The 18,259-nt window shown below is 52.6% G+C and carries 14 protein-coding genes; 5 read left to right on the top strand and 9 right to left on the bottom strand.

All coding sequences use genetic code 11. The annotated features are described in order from the left end of the window. Positions 1-184: 184 nt before the first annotated feature. Both LVJ83_RS02245 and LVJ83_RS02240 read right to left on the bottom strand, forming a co-directional pair. Positions 185-1,465, bottom strand: coding sequence for an NAD(P)/FAD-dependent oxidoreductase (locus LVJ83_RS02245; RefSeq protein WP_244785904.1), 1,281 nt, complete (start codon positions 1,463-1,465; stop codon positions 185-187). Between the two features lie 258 nt (positions 1,466-1,723). Continuing rightward, positions 1,724-2,878 (bottom strand): trans-sulfuration enzyme family protein, encoded by a 1,155-nt coding sequence (locus tag LVJ83_RS02240; protein ID WP_244785902.1) that lies wholly within the window; start codon positions 2,876-2,878, stop codon positions 1,724-1,726. A 280-nt stretch (positions 2,879-3,158) separates the two neighbouring features. On the opposite strand from LVJ83_RS02240, the gene folE2 reads away from it, so the two are divergent. Next, positions 3,159-3,932, top strand: a complete 774-nt coding sequence (gene folE2, locus LVJ83_RS02235) for a GTP cyclohydrolase FolE2 (RefSeq protein WP_244785900.1) — start codon at positions 3,159-3,161, stop codon at positions 3,930-3,932. Positions 3,933-4,298: 366 nt separating this feature from the next. Here folE2 and LVJ83_RS02230 read toward each other — a convergent pair whose 3' ends face one another. Both LVJ83_RS02230 and LVJ83_RS02225 read right to left on the bottom strand, forming a co-directional pair. Continuing rightward, complete coding sequence (locus LVJ83_RS02230) at positions 4,299-5,762, bottom strand: surface lipoprotein assembly modifier (RefSeq protein ID WP_244785898.1); 1,464 nt, start codon at positions 5,760-5,762, stop codon at positions 4,299-4,301. A gap of 82 nt (positions 5,763-5,844) precedes the next feature. After that, a complete protein-coding gene (locus LVJ83_RS02225; RefSeq protein ID WP_244785896.1) occupies positions 5,845-7,314 on the bottom strand; it encodes a factor H binding protein domain-containing protein in 1,470 nt (489 codons plus the stop codon). 125 nt (positions 7,315-7,439) lie between these two features. Here LVJ83_RS02225 and LVJ83_RS02220 point away from each other — a divergent pair, with 125 nt between their 5' ends. Together LVJ83_RS02220 and dsbD are read left to right on the top strand one after the other, a co-directional pair. Beyond that, positions 7,440-7,802 carry a helix-turn-helix domain-containing protein gene (locus LVJ83_RS02220; protein ID WP_244785894.1) on the top strand — a complete coding sequence of 121 codons (363 nt, stop codon included), beginning with the start codon at positions 7,440-7,442 and terminating at the stop codon, positions 7,800-7,802. A 351-nt stretch (positions 7,803-8,153) separates the two neighbouring features. Next, the gene (gene dsbD / locus LVJ83_RS02215) at positions 8,154-9,950 is read left to right on the top strand and encodes a protein-disulfide reductase DsbD (protein WP_244785892.1); all 1,797 of its coding nucleotides are present in this window, start codon (positions 8,154-8,156) and stop codon (positions 9,948-9,950) included. Between the two features lie 330 nt (positions 9,951-10,280). Here the strand turns inward: dsbD and LVJ83_RS02210 are convergent, their stop codons facing one another. Beyond that, positions 10,281-10,898, bottom strand: a complete 618-nt coding sequence (locus tag LVJ83_RS02210) for an RDD family protein (RefSeq protein ID WP_244785890.1) — start codon at positions 10,896-10,898, stop codon at positions 10,281-10,283. A gap of 209 nt (positions 10,899-11,107) precedes the next feature. On the opposite strand from LVJ83_RS02210, the gene asd reads away from it, so the two are divergent. After that, positions 11,108-12,226, top strand: a complete 1,119-nt coding sequence (gene asd, locus LVJ83_RS02205) for an aspartate-semialdehyde dehydrogenase (RefSeq protein WP_244785888.1) — start codon at positions 11,108-11,110, stop codon at positions 12,224-12,226. 7 nt (positions 12,227-12,233) lie between these two features. Next, a complete protein-coding gene (locus tag LVJ83_RS02200; protein ID WP_244785886.1) occupies positions 12,234-12,491 on the top strand; it encodes a hypothetical protein in 258 nt (85 codons plus the stop codon). 334 nt (positions 12,492-12,825) lie between these two features. On the opposite strand, the gene rpmG is transcribed toward LVJ83_RS02200, so the two are convergent. The 4 genes from rpmG to LVJ83_RS02180 all read right to left on the bottom strand — a co-directional run bounded on the left by rpmG (position 12,826) and on the right by LVJ83_RS02180 (position 18,250). Next, positions 12,826-12,981, bottom strand: coding sequence for a 50S ribosomal protein L33 (gene rpmG, locus LVJ83_RS02195; protein ID WP_003684373.1), 156 nt, complete (start codon positions 12,979-12,981; stop codon positions 12,826-12,828). A 27-nt stretch (positions 12,982-13,008) separates the two neighbouring features. Continuing rightward, positions 13,009-13,242: a 50S ribosomal protein L28 gene (gene rpmB, locus LVJ83_RS02190; protein WP_002216391.1), complete on the bottom strand. Its 234-nt coding sequence runs from the start codon at positions 13,240-13,242 to the stop codon at positions 13,009-13,011. Between the two features lie 290 nt (positions 13,243-13,532). After that, positions 13,533-14,981, bottom strand: a complete 1,449-nt coding sequence (locus tag LVJ83_RS02185; protein ID WP_244785885.1) for an efflux transporter outer membrane subunit — start codon at positions 14,979-14,981, stop codon at positions 13,533-13,535. Continuing rightward, positions 14,978-18,250: an efflux RND transporter permease subunit gene (locus LVJ83_RS02180; RefSeq protein WP_244785883.1), complete on the bottom strand. Its 3,273-nt coding sequence runs from the start codon at positions 18,248-18,250 to the stop codon at positions 14,978-14,980. Before LVJ83_RS02180 ends, LVJ83_RS02185 begins: the two co-directional genes overlap by 4 nt. Between the last annotated feature and the right edge of the window lie 9 nt (positions 18,251-18,259).

Here is an 18,259-nt window from a genome sequence, read left to right as displayed (position 1 = left end):
CAAACAGACACGCTAGGGTGTCCGGACAATTTGTTTATGAGGAGATTTTTGTTCCTGAAAATGCAGATGCCAGGCAAAAAACGCAGCAAGATTGGACTTCTTGCGAGGCTTTTTAACGCAGCAGATACGTTTTCAGGGGCAAAATACACCCGTAAATCAAATGGTCAGGACAGCCTAGAACACCCTAATGCAGCTTCAAGCGCCCGGACACGCGCTTTTGTGCCACGCGCGCCAGCGCCAGCAGCGCGGTTTTGCCGTAGCCGATGATGGCTTTATGGTGCATCAGGTGCAGCGACATATACATGTATTTGGCAATCAGCCCTTCGATAAAGAAATTGCCGCCCGAAAGGCTGCCCATCAGGTTGCCGACACCGTGGTTGTTGCCCAGCGACACCAGCGAGCCGGAATCTTTGTATTGAAATGTTTTGTCAAACGCTTTGCCCTTGTCGGCGGCGCTAAACGCTTCGCTCAAATAGTCGGCCTGCTGGTGCGCGGCTTGGGCGCGGGCGGGCACCCATTTATCGCCCTCCCACGGGCAGGCGGCGCAATCGCCGAGGGCATATACGCCTTCGGCAGGGGTTTCGAGGCGGTTGTTGACTTCAAACTGATTGATGCGGTTGACCGGCAAGCCGTATTCACGGTTGCGGTCGGCGGCTTTGATGCCGGCAGCCCACACAATCACATCAGCGGCGATTTCGCCTTGGTCGGTTTCCACTTTGTCGGCATGAATGGCCAGCACTTTGGTGGCGGTCATCACGCGGATTTGTTTCTGCCGCAATGCGCTGGCCGCCTGCACCGACACTTTTTCAGGCAGGCCCGCCAAAATGCGCGGCGCGGCTTCAATCAGGGTGATGTTGATGCGGAAGTGCTGCTCCGAGCCGCTGTTGCTGTGGATTTCATGATAAGCCTCCATCATTTCGGCGGAAAGCTCCACGCCGGTTGCGCCCGCGCCCACAATTGCCACATTGAGCTGTTTTGCCGGCGAATACGCCGCTCTGGCAAACAGATTGAGCAAATGGCTGTGGAAAGCCTGCGCATCTTGTGCATTTTCAAGCACATAAGCATATTCACTGCCCGGCGTGCCGAAAAAATTAGAGCCGCTGCCGATGGCGAGCACGCAGCGGTTGAATGTGATTTGGCGCTCAGGAATAATCAAATCGCCATTGGCCTGATGCACTTCTTTAAGCGTGAGCCGTTTGGCGGCGGCATCAAATTTAATCAGCTCGCCCACCATAAAGCTGAAATGGTTGGAGCGGCCGAGAATGCTGTAAGACAAGCCTTCTTGCTGCGGATTGAGCGTGCCCGCCGCCACTTCGTGTAAAGTGGGCTTCCAGATATGGAAAGTCGAACGGTCGACCAGCAGGATTTTTTCGGGGCCGACATTGCGCCCGAGGGTGCGCCCGAGCTTGGAAGCCAGTTCCAGCCCGCCGGCGCCGCCGCCGATAATCACGGTATCGTAATGCATGATGATGCCTCTTGAGACGTGTGTATGAAAATAAATGGTGAAAAGCAATATTATGTTGTTTTTCAGCATTTATCTTATTATTTAGCTGCCGTTTCATGCAAAAGCCCGCCTATTCTAGCCGAATGCGAGGCTTGATGTAGTATTTTTTCACACATTGACACAGACAAACCGAGGCCGTCTGAAAAGCAGCGTTCAGACGGCCTCGGTTGTGCGGTTGTATGGATTTAATTCAATGTGATAACGAATAAACCCGCCTGATTACAGCGTGGTATCAAGCGCATGTGAAATATCCGCCCAAATATCTTCGATGTCTTCAATACCCGCAGAAAAACGCAACAGCCCTTCTTTAATGCCCAACCCGGCTTTCACTTCGGGCGACATGCCGCTGTGTGATTGCGAAAAGCTGTGGTTTACCAAGCTTTCCACGCCGCCGAGGCTGGCCGCCATTTTTACCAGCTTCATGTTTTTAATCACGCTGTTGGCGGCGGCTTTGCTGTCGTTTTTCAAATAAACCGACACCACGCCGCCAAAACCGCGCATCTGCTTTTTGGCCAAGCCGTGGTGCTCATGGCTCGGCAAACCCGGATAAAACACTTTGGCTACCGCCGGATGCGCTTCGAGACGGCGCGCCAGCTCGGCAGCGTTTTCCAAATGCTGTTTCATGCGCACCGCCAGCGTTTTGATGCCGCGCAGCACCAGCGCGCAATCCATCGGCCCTGCCACACCGCCGGTGTTGACCATCATGGTTTGCAGCGGCTTGGCGAGCTTGGCATCTTTTACCACCACCACGCCCATCAATACATCGGAATGGCCGCACAAATATTTGGTGGCCGAATGAAACACGATATCGCAGCCCATATCGAGCGGGTTTTGCAGATACGGCGTGGCAAAGGTATTGTCGATGCCCACCAGCACGCCCGCCGCTTTGGCTTTTGCCGCTAATGCTTCAATATCGACCAAGCGCAATAAAGGATTAGACGGCGTTTCCAGCCACAGCATTTTAACGGTTTGCGCGGCCAAAATATGATCAAGATTGTGCGGCTCGGCAAGGTCGGCAAACACCACGTTTACGCCCCATTGCGCATACACTTCGGTGAGCAGGTCATAGGCGCCGCCGTAAATATCGGCCACCGCCACAATGGTGTCGCCCGGGCGTAAAAACGTGCGCCACACCGCATCAATGCCGGCCATGCCGCTGGCGAAGGCAAAACCCGCCGCACCATGCTCCAGCGCGGCCACGGTATCTTCCAACACCTTGCGGGTCGGATTGCTCAAGCGCGAATAACGGTAAGGAACCTGCTCGCCGATTTCATGCATGGCAAACATGCTGTTTTGATAAATCGGCGGCATCAGCGCACGGTTGTGTTCGTCGCAATCGTAGCTGGAATGAATCGCTTCGGTGGCAAATTTCATGATGGTCGGCCTGTGCAGAAAAAGATAAATGATTCTACCACTATCCCAAAAATAGAAACAATCAATGCCGTCTGAAAGCACAAGTGATATAATCTCGCATTTAAGGCCACTCCGAATCAACCCTGCTGCCGCCGTAAACCCGGCCTCACCGATTCAGAGGCTCTTACACCCATCCGACTGCGGGCATGAAACAATATTTCAGACGGCCTTGTTTTTCAGCCGTATGCACACACATACTCAAGGCAGCAACGCCGCCGCTACACTAAGGAAATCCACCAGCATGAACGCCATTGCAGACGTGCAATCCAGCCGCGATTTACGCAATATGCCGATTAACCAGGTCGGCATCAAAGATTTGCGCTTCCCCATCAGCCTCACCGGCGCCGAAGGCACACAACACACCGTCGGCCGCCTCACCATGACCGTTTTTCTGCCTGCCGATCAAAAAGGCACGCATATGTCGCGTTTTGTGGCACTGATGGAAGAACAAACCGAGCCTTTAAGCTTCGGCCGCCTGAAAACGCTCACCGAAGAAATGCTGGCCCGCCTCGATTCGCATGCAGGCAGAATCAGCGTATCGTTTCCGTTTTTCCGCCAAAAATCCGCGCCCGTATCCGGCATCAAATCACTGCTCGATTATGACGTTACCCTCACCGGTGAAGTGAAAAACGGCGAATACAGCCACACCCTCAAAGTGCTGGTGCCCGTTACCAGCCTGTGCCCCTGCTCGAAAGAAATCTCGCAATACGGCGCCCACAACCAACGCTCGCACGTTACCGTTACCCTTACCTGCGCCGCCGAAGTGGGCATCGAAGAGCTGATTGACTGTGTAGAAGCCCAAGCCAGCTGCCAACTCTACGGCCTCTTGAAACGCCCGGACGAAAAATTCGTGACCGAGCAAGCCTACGAAAACCCCAAATTCGTAGAAGATATGGTACGCGACGTGGCCACCGCCCTTTCCGGCGACAAACGTATCTGCGGCTACATCGTTGAAAGCGAAAACTTCGAATCGATTCACAACCATTCAGCCTACGCTTATATTGCCTATCCGTAAGCCGAAAAGCATAAATGAAGCCGTCTGAAAAGCCTTCAGACGGCTTCTTTATATGCTTTTATACCCATTCACAAAAGTAAGCTGACAAGTGTGAATGGGCATGATGTGTTTTTTCTGTGAGCCAAGCCCACGCTGCCGCATGAGTGTCGGCCAACCGCGCCGGTTAAGCGTTTTCCGATAGGTTAAGGCCGTCTGAAACGGTAAAAATGCAGTTTCAGACGGCCTTGTTTCAATGAGATTGCGAGGGGCGGTTGACAACGCAGGCATAGGCGCAGGTCGGATACTTGTATCCGGCCAAACATTGGCGGTTTCTACGATTTCCCATCATGGCTGCAATATGAAAAATGTCGGATTCGAGCATCCGGCCTACCACTGTTTCTCCACGCTCACAAACCATTGCGCGCTCGAACGCGAGTAAAAAGCCGGTATATTGCTGTCGATTTTCAGATAACGGAAATTCAGCTTCGGCACCAGCCCTTTCCAAGCCAGTTTGTTGTGCCACAGTGCGGCGCCGGCGTGGTATTCCTTATCACGGCGCGGGTAGCCGAAGAAATCATTGTCGGCCTCGAAATCGCGCAACACATAACGCAAACTGATGCGCGCGCCCCAATCGGGTGCGGCATACACCGCGCCGATGCGGCCGCCGTTCCGTGCAGACGATTCCGATTGGTCGCGGGTGTGGTCGCGGCTGTAATCCGCACCGCCAAACAGCAGCCACTTTGAAGCAGGCTGCCACATCAGCGTGGCCGAAATCTGATTGAGCGCACCATTATGCCGCTGAGCCACAGCCTCTTCGGCATAGCGCCGCTGCATATGGGTATAAGCAGCGGAAGCCTGCCAGCGCGCATTCAGACGGCGGCTGTATTCCAGCGTAGCGCCGAATTGGCGGCTGTAGCGCGAGCCGCCGAGCCAGTTTTGCGTCACAAAAGGCACGATACCCGCACTTTGGTGGAAATCGCGCCAACGGTAAGCGCCGCTCAGATTCAGGCTCTGTTCGCTGTAGTCCTGATTATCCCAATAATGCACACCGTCAAAACCCGCATCCGCACCGACAAAATGATTACCGCCCACATTCACTTCACGCGCCAACCCCACACCATAGCGGAAGCCGTGCGCCGATTGCGGCAGCGATTCTTCGTTTTTCACAAAGCGTGTGCCGCCCAGCAAAATTTCACGCTCGGCCGAAGCATTGTTGACATTATCCGTTTGCTCATATTGCAGATTCACATTCGGCTGCCAGCCCTGCTGCTTGGCAATCGCCGCTTGATAACGCTGCACCAAAGCCTGCATCGGCGCGGCCAAATCCGGCTCTGCACGCGACAACTCGGCGGCCGCCTCACGGTATTGCTTGTTTTCAAACAGCATCACGCCCAAATCAAAACGCGGGTAAGCCAAATTGGGTTGCTGCGCCACAATGCCGCGATAAAGCGCCACCGCTTCGGGATAACGCTGCTGCGAACGCAACCACGCGCCGCGCGCATAGTCATATAACATCGCATCATAACCCTCGGCCTGCGGATACACGGCCAGCAGTTCGGCCAATAAATCCCATTGCTGCGCCACCAACGCACGGTTAATCAGCTCGGTGGTGAGCGCCGCATTGCCGCGCAAATCTGCCTCACTCAGCGCCGGCGCAGGTTTGGCCTGCTCGACCGCCGGCGGCTGCAATAAATTTTCAGACGGCTTCGGCGGCTCGGTTTGCTCAAAAAATACCGGATCCGGCACTTGCGCCTCAGTAGCAGACAACGGCACATCCGCCGCATACAGCGGCCACGCCGCCGCCAGAAGCCATAAAGCGTGATAAGGTGTTGGACGATTAAATGATTTCATAGGTTTATTAGAATGTTTTCACTATCAATAAAGGCCGTCTGAAACAGTATTGTTTTCAGACGGCCTGTTCGGCTAGCAAGGTTTATTTGGTGATTTCACCTCTTTGGCCGCCGAAACCGATTTTTCCATCGTTATCTATACCATCAAATAACACTGAACCTGCAATTTCTTCAGCTTTCGGCCCGAATAAGCCAAGAGAATATTTACCGTTTGCATAACCAAAAGCCTCATCACCTACACGTGCAGTACTTGCTACACCCATCACTGATTGACCGTTTAAATTAATTTTAGCCAACTTCCCTTCCAATAGACTAATGGGGCTGTCCGTCAAAATATCAGCAGAAATATCTCTGCCATTCAAGCCATTAATCACACCTGAACCTGTGCGCTTACCGAAATCGATAGTATAATTCAAATCGCCTGAAACACTGCTGGCATTCATGGCTTTGCCCACATAAGTGGCCAAGCCCAAAGTTGGAATAGCATGTTCTTGAGTAACCAAGCCTGCAATTTTAGTCAAGTCAAATGTTTTAGATGTACTAGTTCCATAGGGAAATAAATAATTTGTAATCTCTTCAACCGAACCATTACCGATGATTACCGAATACGGCTGGCTATATAACTTTTTGTAATCATAGCTTTCAACCCGTCTACTTACTCGATTAACAATACCATTTACAATAGACGTGCTATTTTCTACAGAAGCTGACACACCTCCAGTCTGCTCCGAAAACCCTGAACCATAATCACCTCCTTTGGCTTTAATAGCTTCCTGTGCAATAAAACCAGCCAATGCAGCATTAACATTATTATCTTCAACATTGGTATGATTATCAGCGAATTTTTGTGCAAGTATCTTGTTTAAACCTGCACCATAAGCCAACTTAGACAATTCATCTTTTTTAACAGCAATACGCTCAGCTTCGGCTTTTTCCGCAGCTAACCGTTCTGCCTCTAAACGTGCTGCTTCTTCAGCAGCGGCTTTCTCGGCGGCAGCTTTTTCTGCAGCAGCCTTCTCAGCGGCAGCTTTCTCAGCAGCAGCTTTCTCAGCAGCAGCTTTCTCAGCAGCAGCTTTCTCAGCAGCAGCTTTCTCAGCAGCAGCTTTCTCAGCAGCAGCTTTCTCAGCAGCAGCTTTCTCAGCAGCAGCTTTCTCAGCAGCAGCTTTCTCAGCAGCAGCTTTCTCAGCAGCAGCTTTCTCAGCAGCAGCTTTCTCAGCAGCAGCTTTCTCAGCAGCAGCTTTCTCAGCAGCAGCTTTCTCAGCAGCAGCTTTCTCAGCAGCAGCTTTCTCAGCAGCAGCTTTCTCAGCAGCAGCTTTCTCAGCAGCAGCTTTCTCAGCAGCAGCTTTCTCAGCAGCAGCTTTCTCAGCAGCAGCTTTCTCAGCAGCAGCTTTCTCAGCAGCAGCTTTCTCAGCGGCAGCTTTCTCAGCTTCTGTTTGTGTTACAGCCGTACTATTACCCGGCCGCAAAGTACCCGATATGCCGCTACTGCTGCATGCACTCAGGCTCAATGCGATCACGGCTAATGTACCGATTGTTTTTAAAGGCATTTTCATTTCCCTCGTTCAAAAATTTAAGATTGACTTACACCTTTTAACAGGCTATTGCATTATCAACTATTTAATTTAAAATTTCAAGCAAATAATTACAAAACAACCATGAGGCTATTGATAATGCCATCATGCACTCAAACCAAGACAAATCCGAATTCAGCAAACGCCTACGCTTTGCGCTTGAATCTGCAGGCATGGCGGCGCTTTCTACCGCTGATTTGGCAAATCGTTTCAATCTGCGTCACCCCAACAACTCGGTTACGCCTCAAGCGGTCCACAATTGGCTGATCGGCCAATCTATCCCAACGGCCGATAAGATCGATACGCTGGCAAAATGGCTCGACACCACGCCGGAATGGCTGCGCCACGGGCGTATGATGCACGATGGCGAGGTGCTGACTCAGGAGGAATTGTTGTTGCTGGAATTATTTCGCAATCTCTCCCCTTCCCGCCAGAAGGCATTGCTGGCTCTGCTGCATGAATTTCGTTGATGTTCTACTAAAACTGTCGTTTTTTATTTCCCCGGCTACCTGAAATGGTTACAGATATACCGGCCATTCAGATGGCCTTTTCCTATTGATAATTCATGCCCATTTATAGCGGTGCAGTTCGGATACTTGCATCCGACCAAACATATGCGCCTTCTACCATTTCCGATCACGGCTGTGATATGAAAAATATCGGATTCGAGCATCCGGCCTGCCGTTTTTTTTGCTCAAAACATTTTTTTGCGCAGATTAATGCGACGTTCAGGCTGGTTCTTTAGGTGTAAAACACGGATAATGGCGGCTTATTTATCCGAAACGGCTTAGAGGCGGCGTATTTCGTTGCCGCATGGTGTTATGAAAAAATTTCTTGTTTTTTTGATTTCGTTGTTTGCGCTCAGCTCTGCGGCTTGGGCGGTTGATGCTTCCAAGCTGCTGCCGCCGGAGCAGGCGTTTGTGCCGCAGGTGAATGCCACTGATGCGGGCATTAATGTGCAGTTTGCGATTGCCGACGGTTATTATATGTATCAGTCGAAAATATTGGCCGACACCGATCCGCAAGGTTTGCTGGCGCCGCCGCAATACAGCCCCGGCGAGGAAAAGGAAGATGAGTTTTTCGGCAAACAAACCGTTTACCATCATGCGGCGCAAATCAATTGGCCTTATGCGCGCTCTGCCGTGCCTTATACGCTGAAGCTGAGCTATCAGGGCTGTGCGGAAGTGGGTGTGTGTTATCCGCCGGTAGACACAGTGTTTGCCATCGACGGCAACGGCCTTTATCAGGTGCAAAATGATGCGCCGGCAGCGGCAAAAGAGCGCTTTTTGCAGCCGGACAATACGCCCGCTGCGCCTGCCGCCCCCGGCAAAGCGCCGGACAGCAGCCGTTTCAAACTTTCTTGGGATACGTTAAACGCCAATTTGTTGGCGTTTTTTCTCGCGGGACTGGGGCTGAGCTTTACGGCCTGTATGTATCCGCTGATTCCGATTGTGTCGAGCATTGTGGTGGGCGACAAATCGGCATCTAAAGGGCGCGCGTTTGCTTTGTCGATGGTGTATGTGCAGGGTTTGGCGCTCACTTATACGCTGGTGGGTGTGTTTGCGGGGCTGACCGGGGCTTTGCTGACGGTGTGGCTGCAACAGGCCTGGGTGGTGTTGGCGGCGGCGGCGCTGATGGTGGTGTTGGCGCTGGGGATGTTCGGTGTGTTCAGCATTCAGCTGCCCGCTTCGGTGCAGAGCTATTTTCAAAACCAGAGCAGCAAACTGGGCGGTGGTAAAATCGCTTCGGTGTTTGTGATGGGGATGTTGTCGGCGCTGATTGTCGGCCCTTGTGTGGCGCCGCCGCTGGCGTTTGCGCTGGGCTATATCGGCCAAACCGGTGATGCCGCGCTCGGCGGGCTGGCGCTGTATGCGCTGGCGTTGGGCACGGGGGTGCCGCTGATTGTTATCGGCACATTCGGCGGCCATGTGCTGCCGCGTGCGGGTGCTTGGATGAATGGCATCAAATATGCGTTTGGTTTTATTTTGCTGGCGGTGGCGGTGTATCTGGCCACGCCGTTTCTGCCCTATCTTTTGGTGGCGGCGCTGTATACGCTGCTGATGCTGGTGCCGGCCGGTTTGCTGCTGGCCAAGCTGCCCAAGCTTTCAGGCCGTCTGAAAACGTTCAGCCTGGTGCTCGGCACGGTATTGCTGGCGGGCGGTGTGTGGTTCGGCTATCAAAGCGCCAATAAGCAGACCACGACGCTGCATCATTTCCTCACCCTCACTCCGCCCGCGGCAGCCAAAGCGGGTTTGGCTTACGGCCACACGTTTACTGATGTGGCTGAATTGAAAGCAGCCATGCAGGCGGCGTTGGCGGAAAACCCGAATGCGCCGGTATTGCTCGATTTTTATGCCGACTGGTGCATCTCCTGCCGCGAAATGGGCGCTTATACGCTCAATCAGTCTGAGGTACACGAGGCGGTGGACATGAACCGTTTCTTTAAAATCGACGTCACCGCCAACTCGCCCGAACATCAGGCGCTGTTGAAAGAATACGGTTTGTTCGGCCCGCCGGGGATTTTTGTACTCCATGCCGACGGCTCGCGCAGTGAGGCGCTGTTGGGCTTTGTGAAGCCGGATGCGTTTGTCGAATGGTACCGCCAGCAAAGCCGGTAATCATAATTTGTTGGCCGTCTGAATTTGTTGGCCGTCTGAATTTGTTGGCCGTCTGAATTTGTTGGCCGTCTGAATTTGTTGGCCGTCTGAATTTGTTGGCCGTCTGAATTTGTTGGCCGTCTGAATTTGTTGGCCGTCTGAATTTGTTGGCCGTCTGAATTTGTTGGCCGTCTGAATTTGTTGGCCGTCTGAATTTGTTGGCCGTCTGAATTTGTTGGCCGTCTGAATTTGTTGGCCGTCTGAATTTGTTGGCCGTCTGAATTTGTTGGCCGTCTGAAAACCTTGCTGCGCGCGCTTTTCAGACGGCCTCTGTTGTTTATCGGCTGCTAATCAGCGTTTCGGCAGCCTTACCACTACGGTGTTGGCCAGATAATCCTGAATCGTGCGGCGGTCTTTTGAGCGGTTAAACAGCATCACCACGCACACCAGCATAAACACAATCGAGATGATATTGGCAATGCTGTCGGCTGTTTCCATACCGCTGCCGGCAAACAATACGGCTAAGTAGCCTGCCGCCGTAGACACCACAACCACCAGCAGATTATAAACCATCTCGCGCATCAGCACGGTGCCCCAAAAGCCGGGGTTGCGGCCATCGGTGCGCACCACGCGGATGCCCATTATTTTTTTGCCGATAGATTGGCCGTCGCGCGACATCCACCATAGCTGCCATACCGTATAGACCAAAATCACCAGTGCGCCGGCCAGCAGCCACGGCATCGACCAATCAGTCGCCATCAGTGTTTCCATATCCTCCAGGCCTTGCGCCCGAAAACCGTATTCGCTCATCGGCCAAATAATGGCGCCCAAAAGCGGCAGGTAGGCCAGCACCGTTAAAACAGTATTCCACAAATAAGCCGCCATGCGCCGTCCGGGCGAGGCCAATTCTACATCCACCGTTTCCTCAACCGGCGGCTCTGCCATGCCGTTCACATTGATTTCATTCATATATTTTCCCTATCTTAAGAAATATTCCGCAAAAAATACGCTTGTTACCCCGTCATCTATCACTTCCAAAATAAGATAACAGGCTGCTATTTGCAACATTTTTTTACCGTTTTACCATAAAAACCTTTACTTTTCAGCCTTAAAGCGTTAAAACAGTTTTCTTGACATCACCAATATTTTGTAAACAATTTCCCCAAGGAGCACTTGTAATGAAAGTAGGATTCGTAGGCTGGCGCGGCATGGTCGGTTCGGTATTGATGCAGCGCATGCAGGAAGAAAACGATTTCGCCTATATTCCCGAAGCCGTATTCTTTACCACCTCTAATGTGGGCGGCGCAGCACCCGATTTCGGCCAAACCGCCAAAACCCTGCTGGATGCCAACGATACTGCCGAATTGGCCAAAATGGACATCATCGTTACCTGCCAGGGCGGCGATTACACCAAAGCCGTATTCCAACCGCTGCGCGACAGCGGCTGGCAAGGCTACTGGATTGATGCCGCATCATCCTTGCGCATGAACGATGATGCCGTGATTGTGCTCGACCCGGTCAACCGCAACGTCATCGATCAAGCCCTGCAAAACGGCGTGAAAAACTATATCGGCGGCAACTGCACCGTATCATTGATGCTGATGGCGCTGGGCGGCCTGTTCCAAAACGATTTGGTCGAATGGGCCACCAGCATGACTTATCAGGCCGCATCAGGTGCCGGTGCAAAAAACATGCGCGAGCTGATTGCAGGCATGGGCGCAGTGCACAATCAAGTAGCTGCCGAGCTGGCCGACCCCGCCAGCGCCATTCTCGATATCGACCGCAAAGTCAGCGACTTTTTACGCAGCGACAGCTACCCGCAAGCCAACTTCGGCGTGCCGCTGGCCGGCAGCCTGATTCCGTGGATTGATGCCGATCTGGGCAACGGCCAGTCAAAAGAAGAATGGAAAGGCCATGTTGAAACCAATAAAATTCTCGGCCGCAGCGACCACCCCACCGTTATCGACGGCTTGTGTGTGCGTATCGGCGCGATGCGCTGCCACAGCCAGGCGCTGACCTTGAAACTGAAAAAAGATTTGCCCGTTGCCGAAATCGAAGCGCTGCTGGCCTCGGCCAACGATTGGGTAAAAGTGGTACCCAATGAAAAAGAAGCCAGCATGCACGAGCTGACACCCGCCAAAGTTACCGGCACCCTCAGCGTGCCCGTCGGCCGCATCCGTAAAATGGGTATGGGCGGCGAATACATCAGCGCGTTTACCGTCGGCGACCAATTGCTGTGGGGCGCTGCCGAACCGCTTCGCCGCATGTTGCGCATCGTATTGGGCAATCTCGACTGATTCTGTGATGCAGCAAACCAAAGCAACGGCCGGCAAATGGGTCGTTGCTTTTTTAATTGGATATGAAATTTTCAGACGGCCGGCACTATCTTCAAATATATCAAAAATGATACAGATTGAAGCAGAGTTTGCGGCGCAGCTATCTATGCACGCAGAAGCTGCTTATCCATTCAAAAAACAACCCGGCTGCGTTGCTGAGGCTTGCCGCCTTGCACACTTCTTTCTTCACTCCACTATCACTTACTTTTATGAAAAGGCCGTCTGAAAGCGGTTGAGCTGCTCCCCAAAAGTTGGACATCTTAACCAATTTATTCAGGAGCAGTTTTTCATGAGCAAAGCCCACGCCACACACCCTGTAGGCCGGATGCTCAAATCCGACATTTTTCAGATGGCTGAAATCATTGTGAATCATAAGAATATCGAACCATTTGCCGGATACAAGTATCCGACCTGCGCTTGCTATGTACGATTTGAAATTTATTATCTTTGCATCAATTTTTCTTTTATTTCACGATATTCATATTGATTCAGACGGCCTCAAAACATAAAAAAGCCTTTGTATCGCTACAAAGGCTTTCATGTATCTGTCGGAAACCGGATTATTTCAATTTGGTTTCTTTGTAGATAACGTGTTTACGGGCTACCGGGTCAAATTTTTTGATTTCCAGTTTGCCGGGCATGGTGCGTTTGTTTTTGGTCGTGGTGTAAAAATGACCAGTACCTGCACTTGATTCCAGTTTGATTTTATCGCGCATTGCAGTAATCCTTAATTAATCGTTAAATTAAGCTTCGCCGCGAGCACGCAAATCAGCCAATACGACATCAATGCCTACTTTATCGATGGTGCGCAATGCAGCGTTTGATACGCGCAGGCGAACCCAGCGGTTTTCACTCTCTACCCAAAAACGACGTGATTGCAAGTTGGGCAAAAAACGACGTTTGGTTTTGTTGTTGGCGTGTGATACGTTATTGCCAGACATCGGGCGCTTACCGGTCACTTTGCAAACTCGTGCCATGGTTAGTCTCCAAACTTCTAAAATAGTAAAACGAGATTTATACCATGAAACAGCGTTTCTTTTCAAGTAGCTTTTTGAAACCGCTGTATTTTTATGGCAATAAACCGCAGGAATGTTGTTTTTCCCAAACAAAACATTTTTCAGGAAAGGCTGCGCATTATACAGGATGTTAAACAATCATGCACAGTTTAAGTGCATCAGCCCATCATTTAAACTGTTTGAAAAATAAGCAACAGGCCGTCTGAAAGCATTGAAACCGGGCTTCAGACGGCCTGCTGAGGCTGCCGGGCTTACGGAGCGCTGCGGTTTGCGGCTGTCTCCTCATCTTGCGTATACCGTTTCAAACCGCCGCCCAATGCTTTATAGAGGTCGGCAAGATTTTCCAAACGGGTCAGCTGGGTAGCAAGCAAGGCTGAATCGGCGCCATAGCTGCTGCGTTCCGCATCTTGCAGATCCAGCGCATTGGATACGCCGTGACGGTAGCGCAGATTGACCAAACGCAGATAATCGGCATAAGCCTTGCTCTGCTTGGTGTTGGCTGCATAAGCCTTGTCCAGCTGCTCACGCGCCACCAAAGCATCAGATACATCCCTAAACGCGCTTTGCACGGCGGCTTCGTAGTTCACGATTTCCACCTGCTGCATGATTTTGGCGTAATCCAGATTGGCTTTGTTGCTGCCCCAGTTGAAAATCGGCAGGGTGATACTGGGCGCAAACGTCCAGGTGCGGTTGCCGCCTTGGAACAGACCGCTCAACTCATTGGAGCCGGTGCCGATGGTGCCGGTGAGGCTGATGCTGGGGAAAAACGCCGCACGGGCAGCGCCGATATTGGCATTGGCCTGCTTCAAGGCAAACTCTGCCGCGCGGATATCCGGGCGGTTGAGCAGCAAATCAGACGACAAACCTGCCGGCAGCATGTTGATTTTAAATTGCTCATCCAGCGGCAATCCCGGCGGCAAATCGGCGGGAACCGGGCGGCTGATCAGCAGTGCCAGAGCATTATTAGCCTGCTCGCGCGCCTGCACTGCCGTTGCATAATCAGCATTGGCCGACTCAATCAGGGCTTCCTGCTGGCGCAAGTCCACCGCCGAAATCACCCCCGAGCGGTGGCGCAGTTGCGACAACTTGTAGGTTTCTTCACGGGTTTTGAGCACTTTTTGCGCCAATGCCATGCTCTCTTCTGCATAACGCTGGTTGAAATAGGCTTTGGCTACCGTTGAAATCAGCGTCAGATGGGTAGCATCGCGACTGGCCACGCTGGCAAAATAGCTTTGCAGCGCGGCTTCGTTGTTACTGCGCACCCTGCCGAACAAGTCCAACTCATAACCGGTTACGCCCAAGCCTACATTATAGGCAGAAGAGACATACGAATTATTGTTGCCACTCAAATCAGCCGCCACACGGCCGCGGCTGCCGGTGCCGCTGGCATTGATACCGGGCAGCAGTGCGGCGCGGCTGATCATATACTGCGCCCGCACGGCATCAGCGTTGAGTGCGGCAGTGCGCAAATCGGTGTTGCCTTCTAACGCCAGCTCAATCAAGCGATGCAGTCGCGGGTCGGCAAAATAATCCTGCCAGCCCAATGAGGCCGCCTGAATACCGCTCGGCGCAGAATCATGCCGATACGTTTCCGGCACATTCACCGCAGGCTGTTCATACTTGGGAATCATCGCGCAAGCAGACAAGGCCAAGCTGACGGCAGCCACCGTAAGCGCCGGTTTTACATTCCATTTTTTCATTTCAAATCATCCTTGTCTTCATGCATGGCGCGTTTTTCTTCTTCGCTCAAGCCCGATTCGGCATCGGCAACATATTTGTCGCACATTTCCGCAGTCATACCGGCTTCGGCTGATTGCGCGGCAAAACGTTCTTGCTGGCGCTTGCTGCCTTTAAAGAATTTGCGCACCACCACATAAAACAGCGGCACCAAGAATACCGACAGCATCGTGCCGATCAGCATGCCCCACAATACGCTGGTACCAATCGCACGCTGGCTGGCCGAGCTGGCACCGGAAGCAATATACAGCGGCACCACGCCCAAAATAAAGGCCATCGAGGTCATGATAATCGGGCGGAAGCGCAAGTGCGCCGCGGCCAAAGCCGCCTCCATCGCCGATTTGCCTTGTGCCTGCAAGTCTTTGGCAAATTCAATAATCAAAATTGCATTCTTCGCGCTCAAGCCGATCACCGTAATCAACCCCACCTGAAAGTAAATATCGTTCAGGTAAGAGGGCGGCAGGCCGAACAAGCCGCCAAGCAGGTTGCGACCGGTTACCCCCAGCACCACGCCGAGGAAGCCCAGCGGCACCACCAAAATCACGGCCAGCGGAATCGACCAGCTCTCATACAAGGCTGCCAACGCCAAGAATACCGCCAGAATGGCAAAACCATACAGAATCATGGTTTGCGAGCTGCCCTTGGCTTCTTCGCGCGACTGACCCGCCCATTCGAGGCTGTAGCCGTTCATTTCATCCACCATACGCTGCACTTCGGCCATCACTTCACCGGAAGAGTAACCGGTGGCGGCCGCACCATCAATCTGCATGGCCGGATAACCGTTGAAGCGCACACTCTGCTCCATGCCGCTTTCCCAAGCCATGGTGGCAATGGTAGACAGCGGCACGGCCACACCGGCGCTGTTGGGCACGGTAATGCGCATAATGTCTTCAGGTTGCATACGCGCAGCTGCATCAGCCTGCACAATTACCCGCTGCAAACGGCCGTTATTGGGAAAGTCATTGATATAAGACGAACCCAAAGCCGTGCCCAAAGCTGTGCGTACGCTGGAAAAATCAATACCTTGCGCAGCAGCGGCTTCACGGTTGATGTCGATTTTCAGCTGCGGCGCATCTTCCAAACCGGAAGCACGCACATTAGAAGCATCAAACATCGGGCTTTGGCGCATTTTGGCGATTAACTCGTTACGTTTGGCCAGCAATTCGGCATGACCGCTGTTGCTGCGGTCTTGCAGATACATGCTGAAGCCCGAGCTGGTGCCCAGCTCCATAATGGCCGGCGGGTTGAGCACCAGCGCGAAACCGTCTTTTACCGACCCCATCAGCGCACCGGTAATTTTACCGGCCACAGAAGAAGCATCACTGCCGGCGGCGGTGCGTTCGGTCCAATCTTTCAAGGTCACAAAGCCGAAACCCATGTTCTGGCCGGAGCCGGAAAAGCTGAAACCTGATACGCCGATAAAGTTTTCCACTTCGGGCATCGAGGTAATCACCTGATTGGCCACAGCCAAAGTGGCATCAGTACGCTCTTTACTCGCACCTGCCGGCAGCTGCACCATCATCATCAGGCTGCCTTGGTCTTCCTGCGGCAAAAATGAAGTGGGAATACGCATAAAGAAGAATACAGCCACTGCAGCCAGTGCCAAATAAACAAACACCATGCGGAACATTTTGCGCAGCACTTTGGCCACCCAGCCTTCATAACCGTGGGTCCAATCAGTGAACTTACGGTTAAACCAACCGAAGAAGCCTTTTTTCTCTTCATGATGGCCTTTCGGAATCGGCTTGAGCAGGCTGGCGCACAAGGCGGGGGTCAGCGAAAGTGCCAAAAAGGCTGAGAACGCAATCGCAATCGCCATAGTAACCGCAAACTGGCGGTAAATATTACCGGTGGCGCCGCTAAACATCGCCAGCGGCACAAACACCGAAATCAATACCGCCGTAATGCCGATTACCGCGCCAGAAATCTGGCTCATGGCTTTTTTGGTGGCCTCGCGCGGCGGCAGGCCTTCTTCGGCCATAATCCGCTCGACGTTTTCCACCACCACAATGGCATCATCGACCACAATACCAATCACCAATACCATGGCAAACATGGTCAGCACGTTAATCGACATGCCCAGATACCAAATCGAGGCAAATGCACCCAGCAGCGAAATCGGCACCACAATCGTCGGAATAATGGTGTAGCGGATGTTTTGCAGAAACAGAAACATCACAATAAACACCAGCACAATGGCCTCAATCAGCGTATGCACCACTTTTTCAATCGAAATAGACACAAATTTCGATGTATCGTAAGGCGCCGACCAAGTCATATCGGCAGGAAAGAAGCGCTGCAACGTTTCCATCTGCGCGCGCACGGCGGCGGCAGTTGCCATGGCGTTACCGCTGTTGGAAAGCATCACCGCCATACCCACCGAAGGCTCGCCGTTGAGGCGGGTGGAGGTATCATAGCTTTGGCTGCCCAATTCGATTTTGGCCACATCGCGCAAATACACATTGGCGCCGCCCGTGGTTGAGCGCAACATGATGCCGCCGAATGCTTCAGGCGTACTCAGTTGGCCCTGCACGGTAACCGTGGCACTGATGGTTTGGCCGGCAGCTGCCGGCAGCGAGCCCATCGAACCGGCGGAAATTTGCGCATTTTGGGCGTTGATGGCAGTAGAAACATCAGCAAACGACAAATTATAGTTTTGCAGCTTGGCCGGATCCACCCAAATCCGCATGGCACGCTGCGCACCAAACAGGCGCGCTTCGCCCACACCGTCGATCCGCTGGATTTCCGGCCGGATGTTGCGCTCAACGTAATCGGCAATGTCTTCCGTGCTCATGCTTTTTGACGACATCATCAATACCATCAAAAAGTTAGAGCGCGATTTAGACACAATCACACCGTTTTGCTGCACCGTGGCCGGCAGCGTGGCCGTTACCTCGGAAAGCTTGTTTTGCACGTCTACCTGCGCCAAATCTTCGTCGGTTTCCGGCGTAAAGGTCAGGCTGACGGTGCCCGAGCCATTGGACGTGGCGTTGGTGGTCATATAATCCAAACCTTCCACGCCGTTCATATTGCGCTCAATCACTGCCAATACGCTGTCTTCCATCACTTGGGCAGAAGCACCCGGATAAGTGGCGGTAAGCGTGATGGTGGGCGCACCTACTGCCGGATATTGCGACACCGGCAGGCTTTGGATGCCGAGCAAACCCGCGATAATGATAAAAATCGCGATTACCCAGGCAAAAATCGGTCTGTCAATAAAAAACTTAGCCATTTTGCATCC

The sequence above is a fragment of the Uruburuella testudinis genome, assembly GCF_022870865.1.
Lineage (GTDB): Bacteria > Pseudomonadota > Gammaproteobacteria > Burkholderiales > Neisseriaceae > Neisseria > Neisseria testudinis.
Note: the sequence above shows the minus strand (reverse complement) of the source record. Positions and strands in the feature narration are given on the sequence as shown.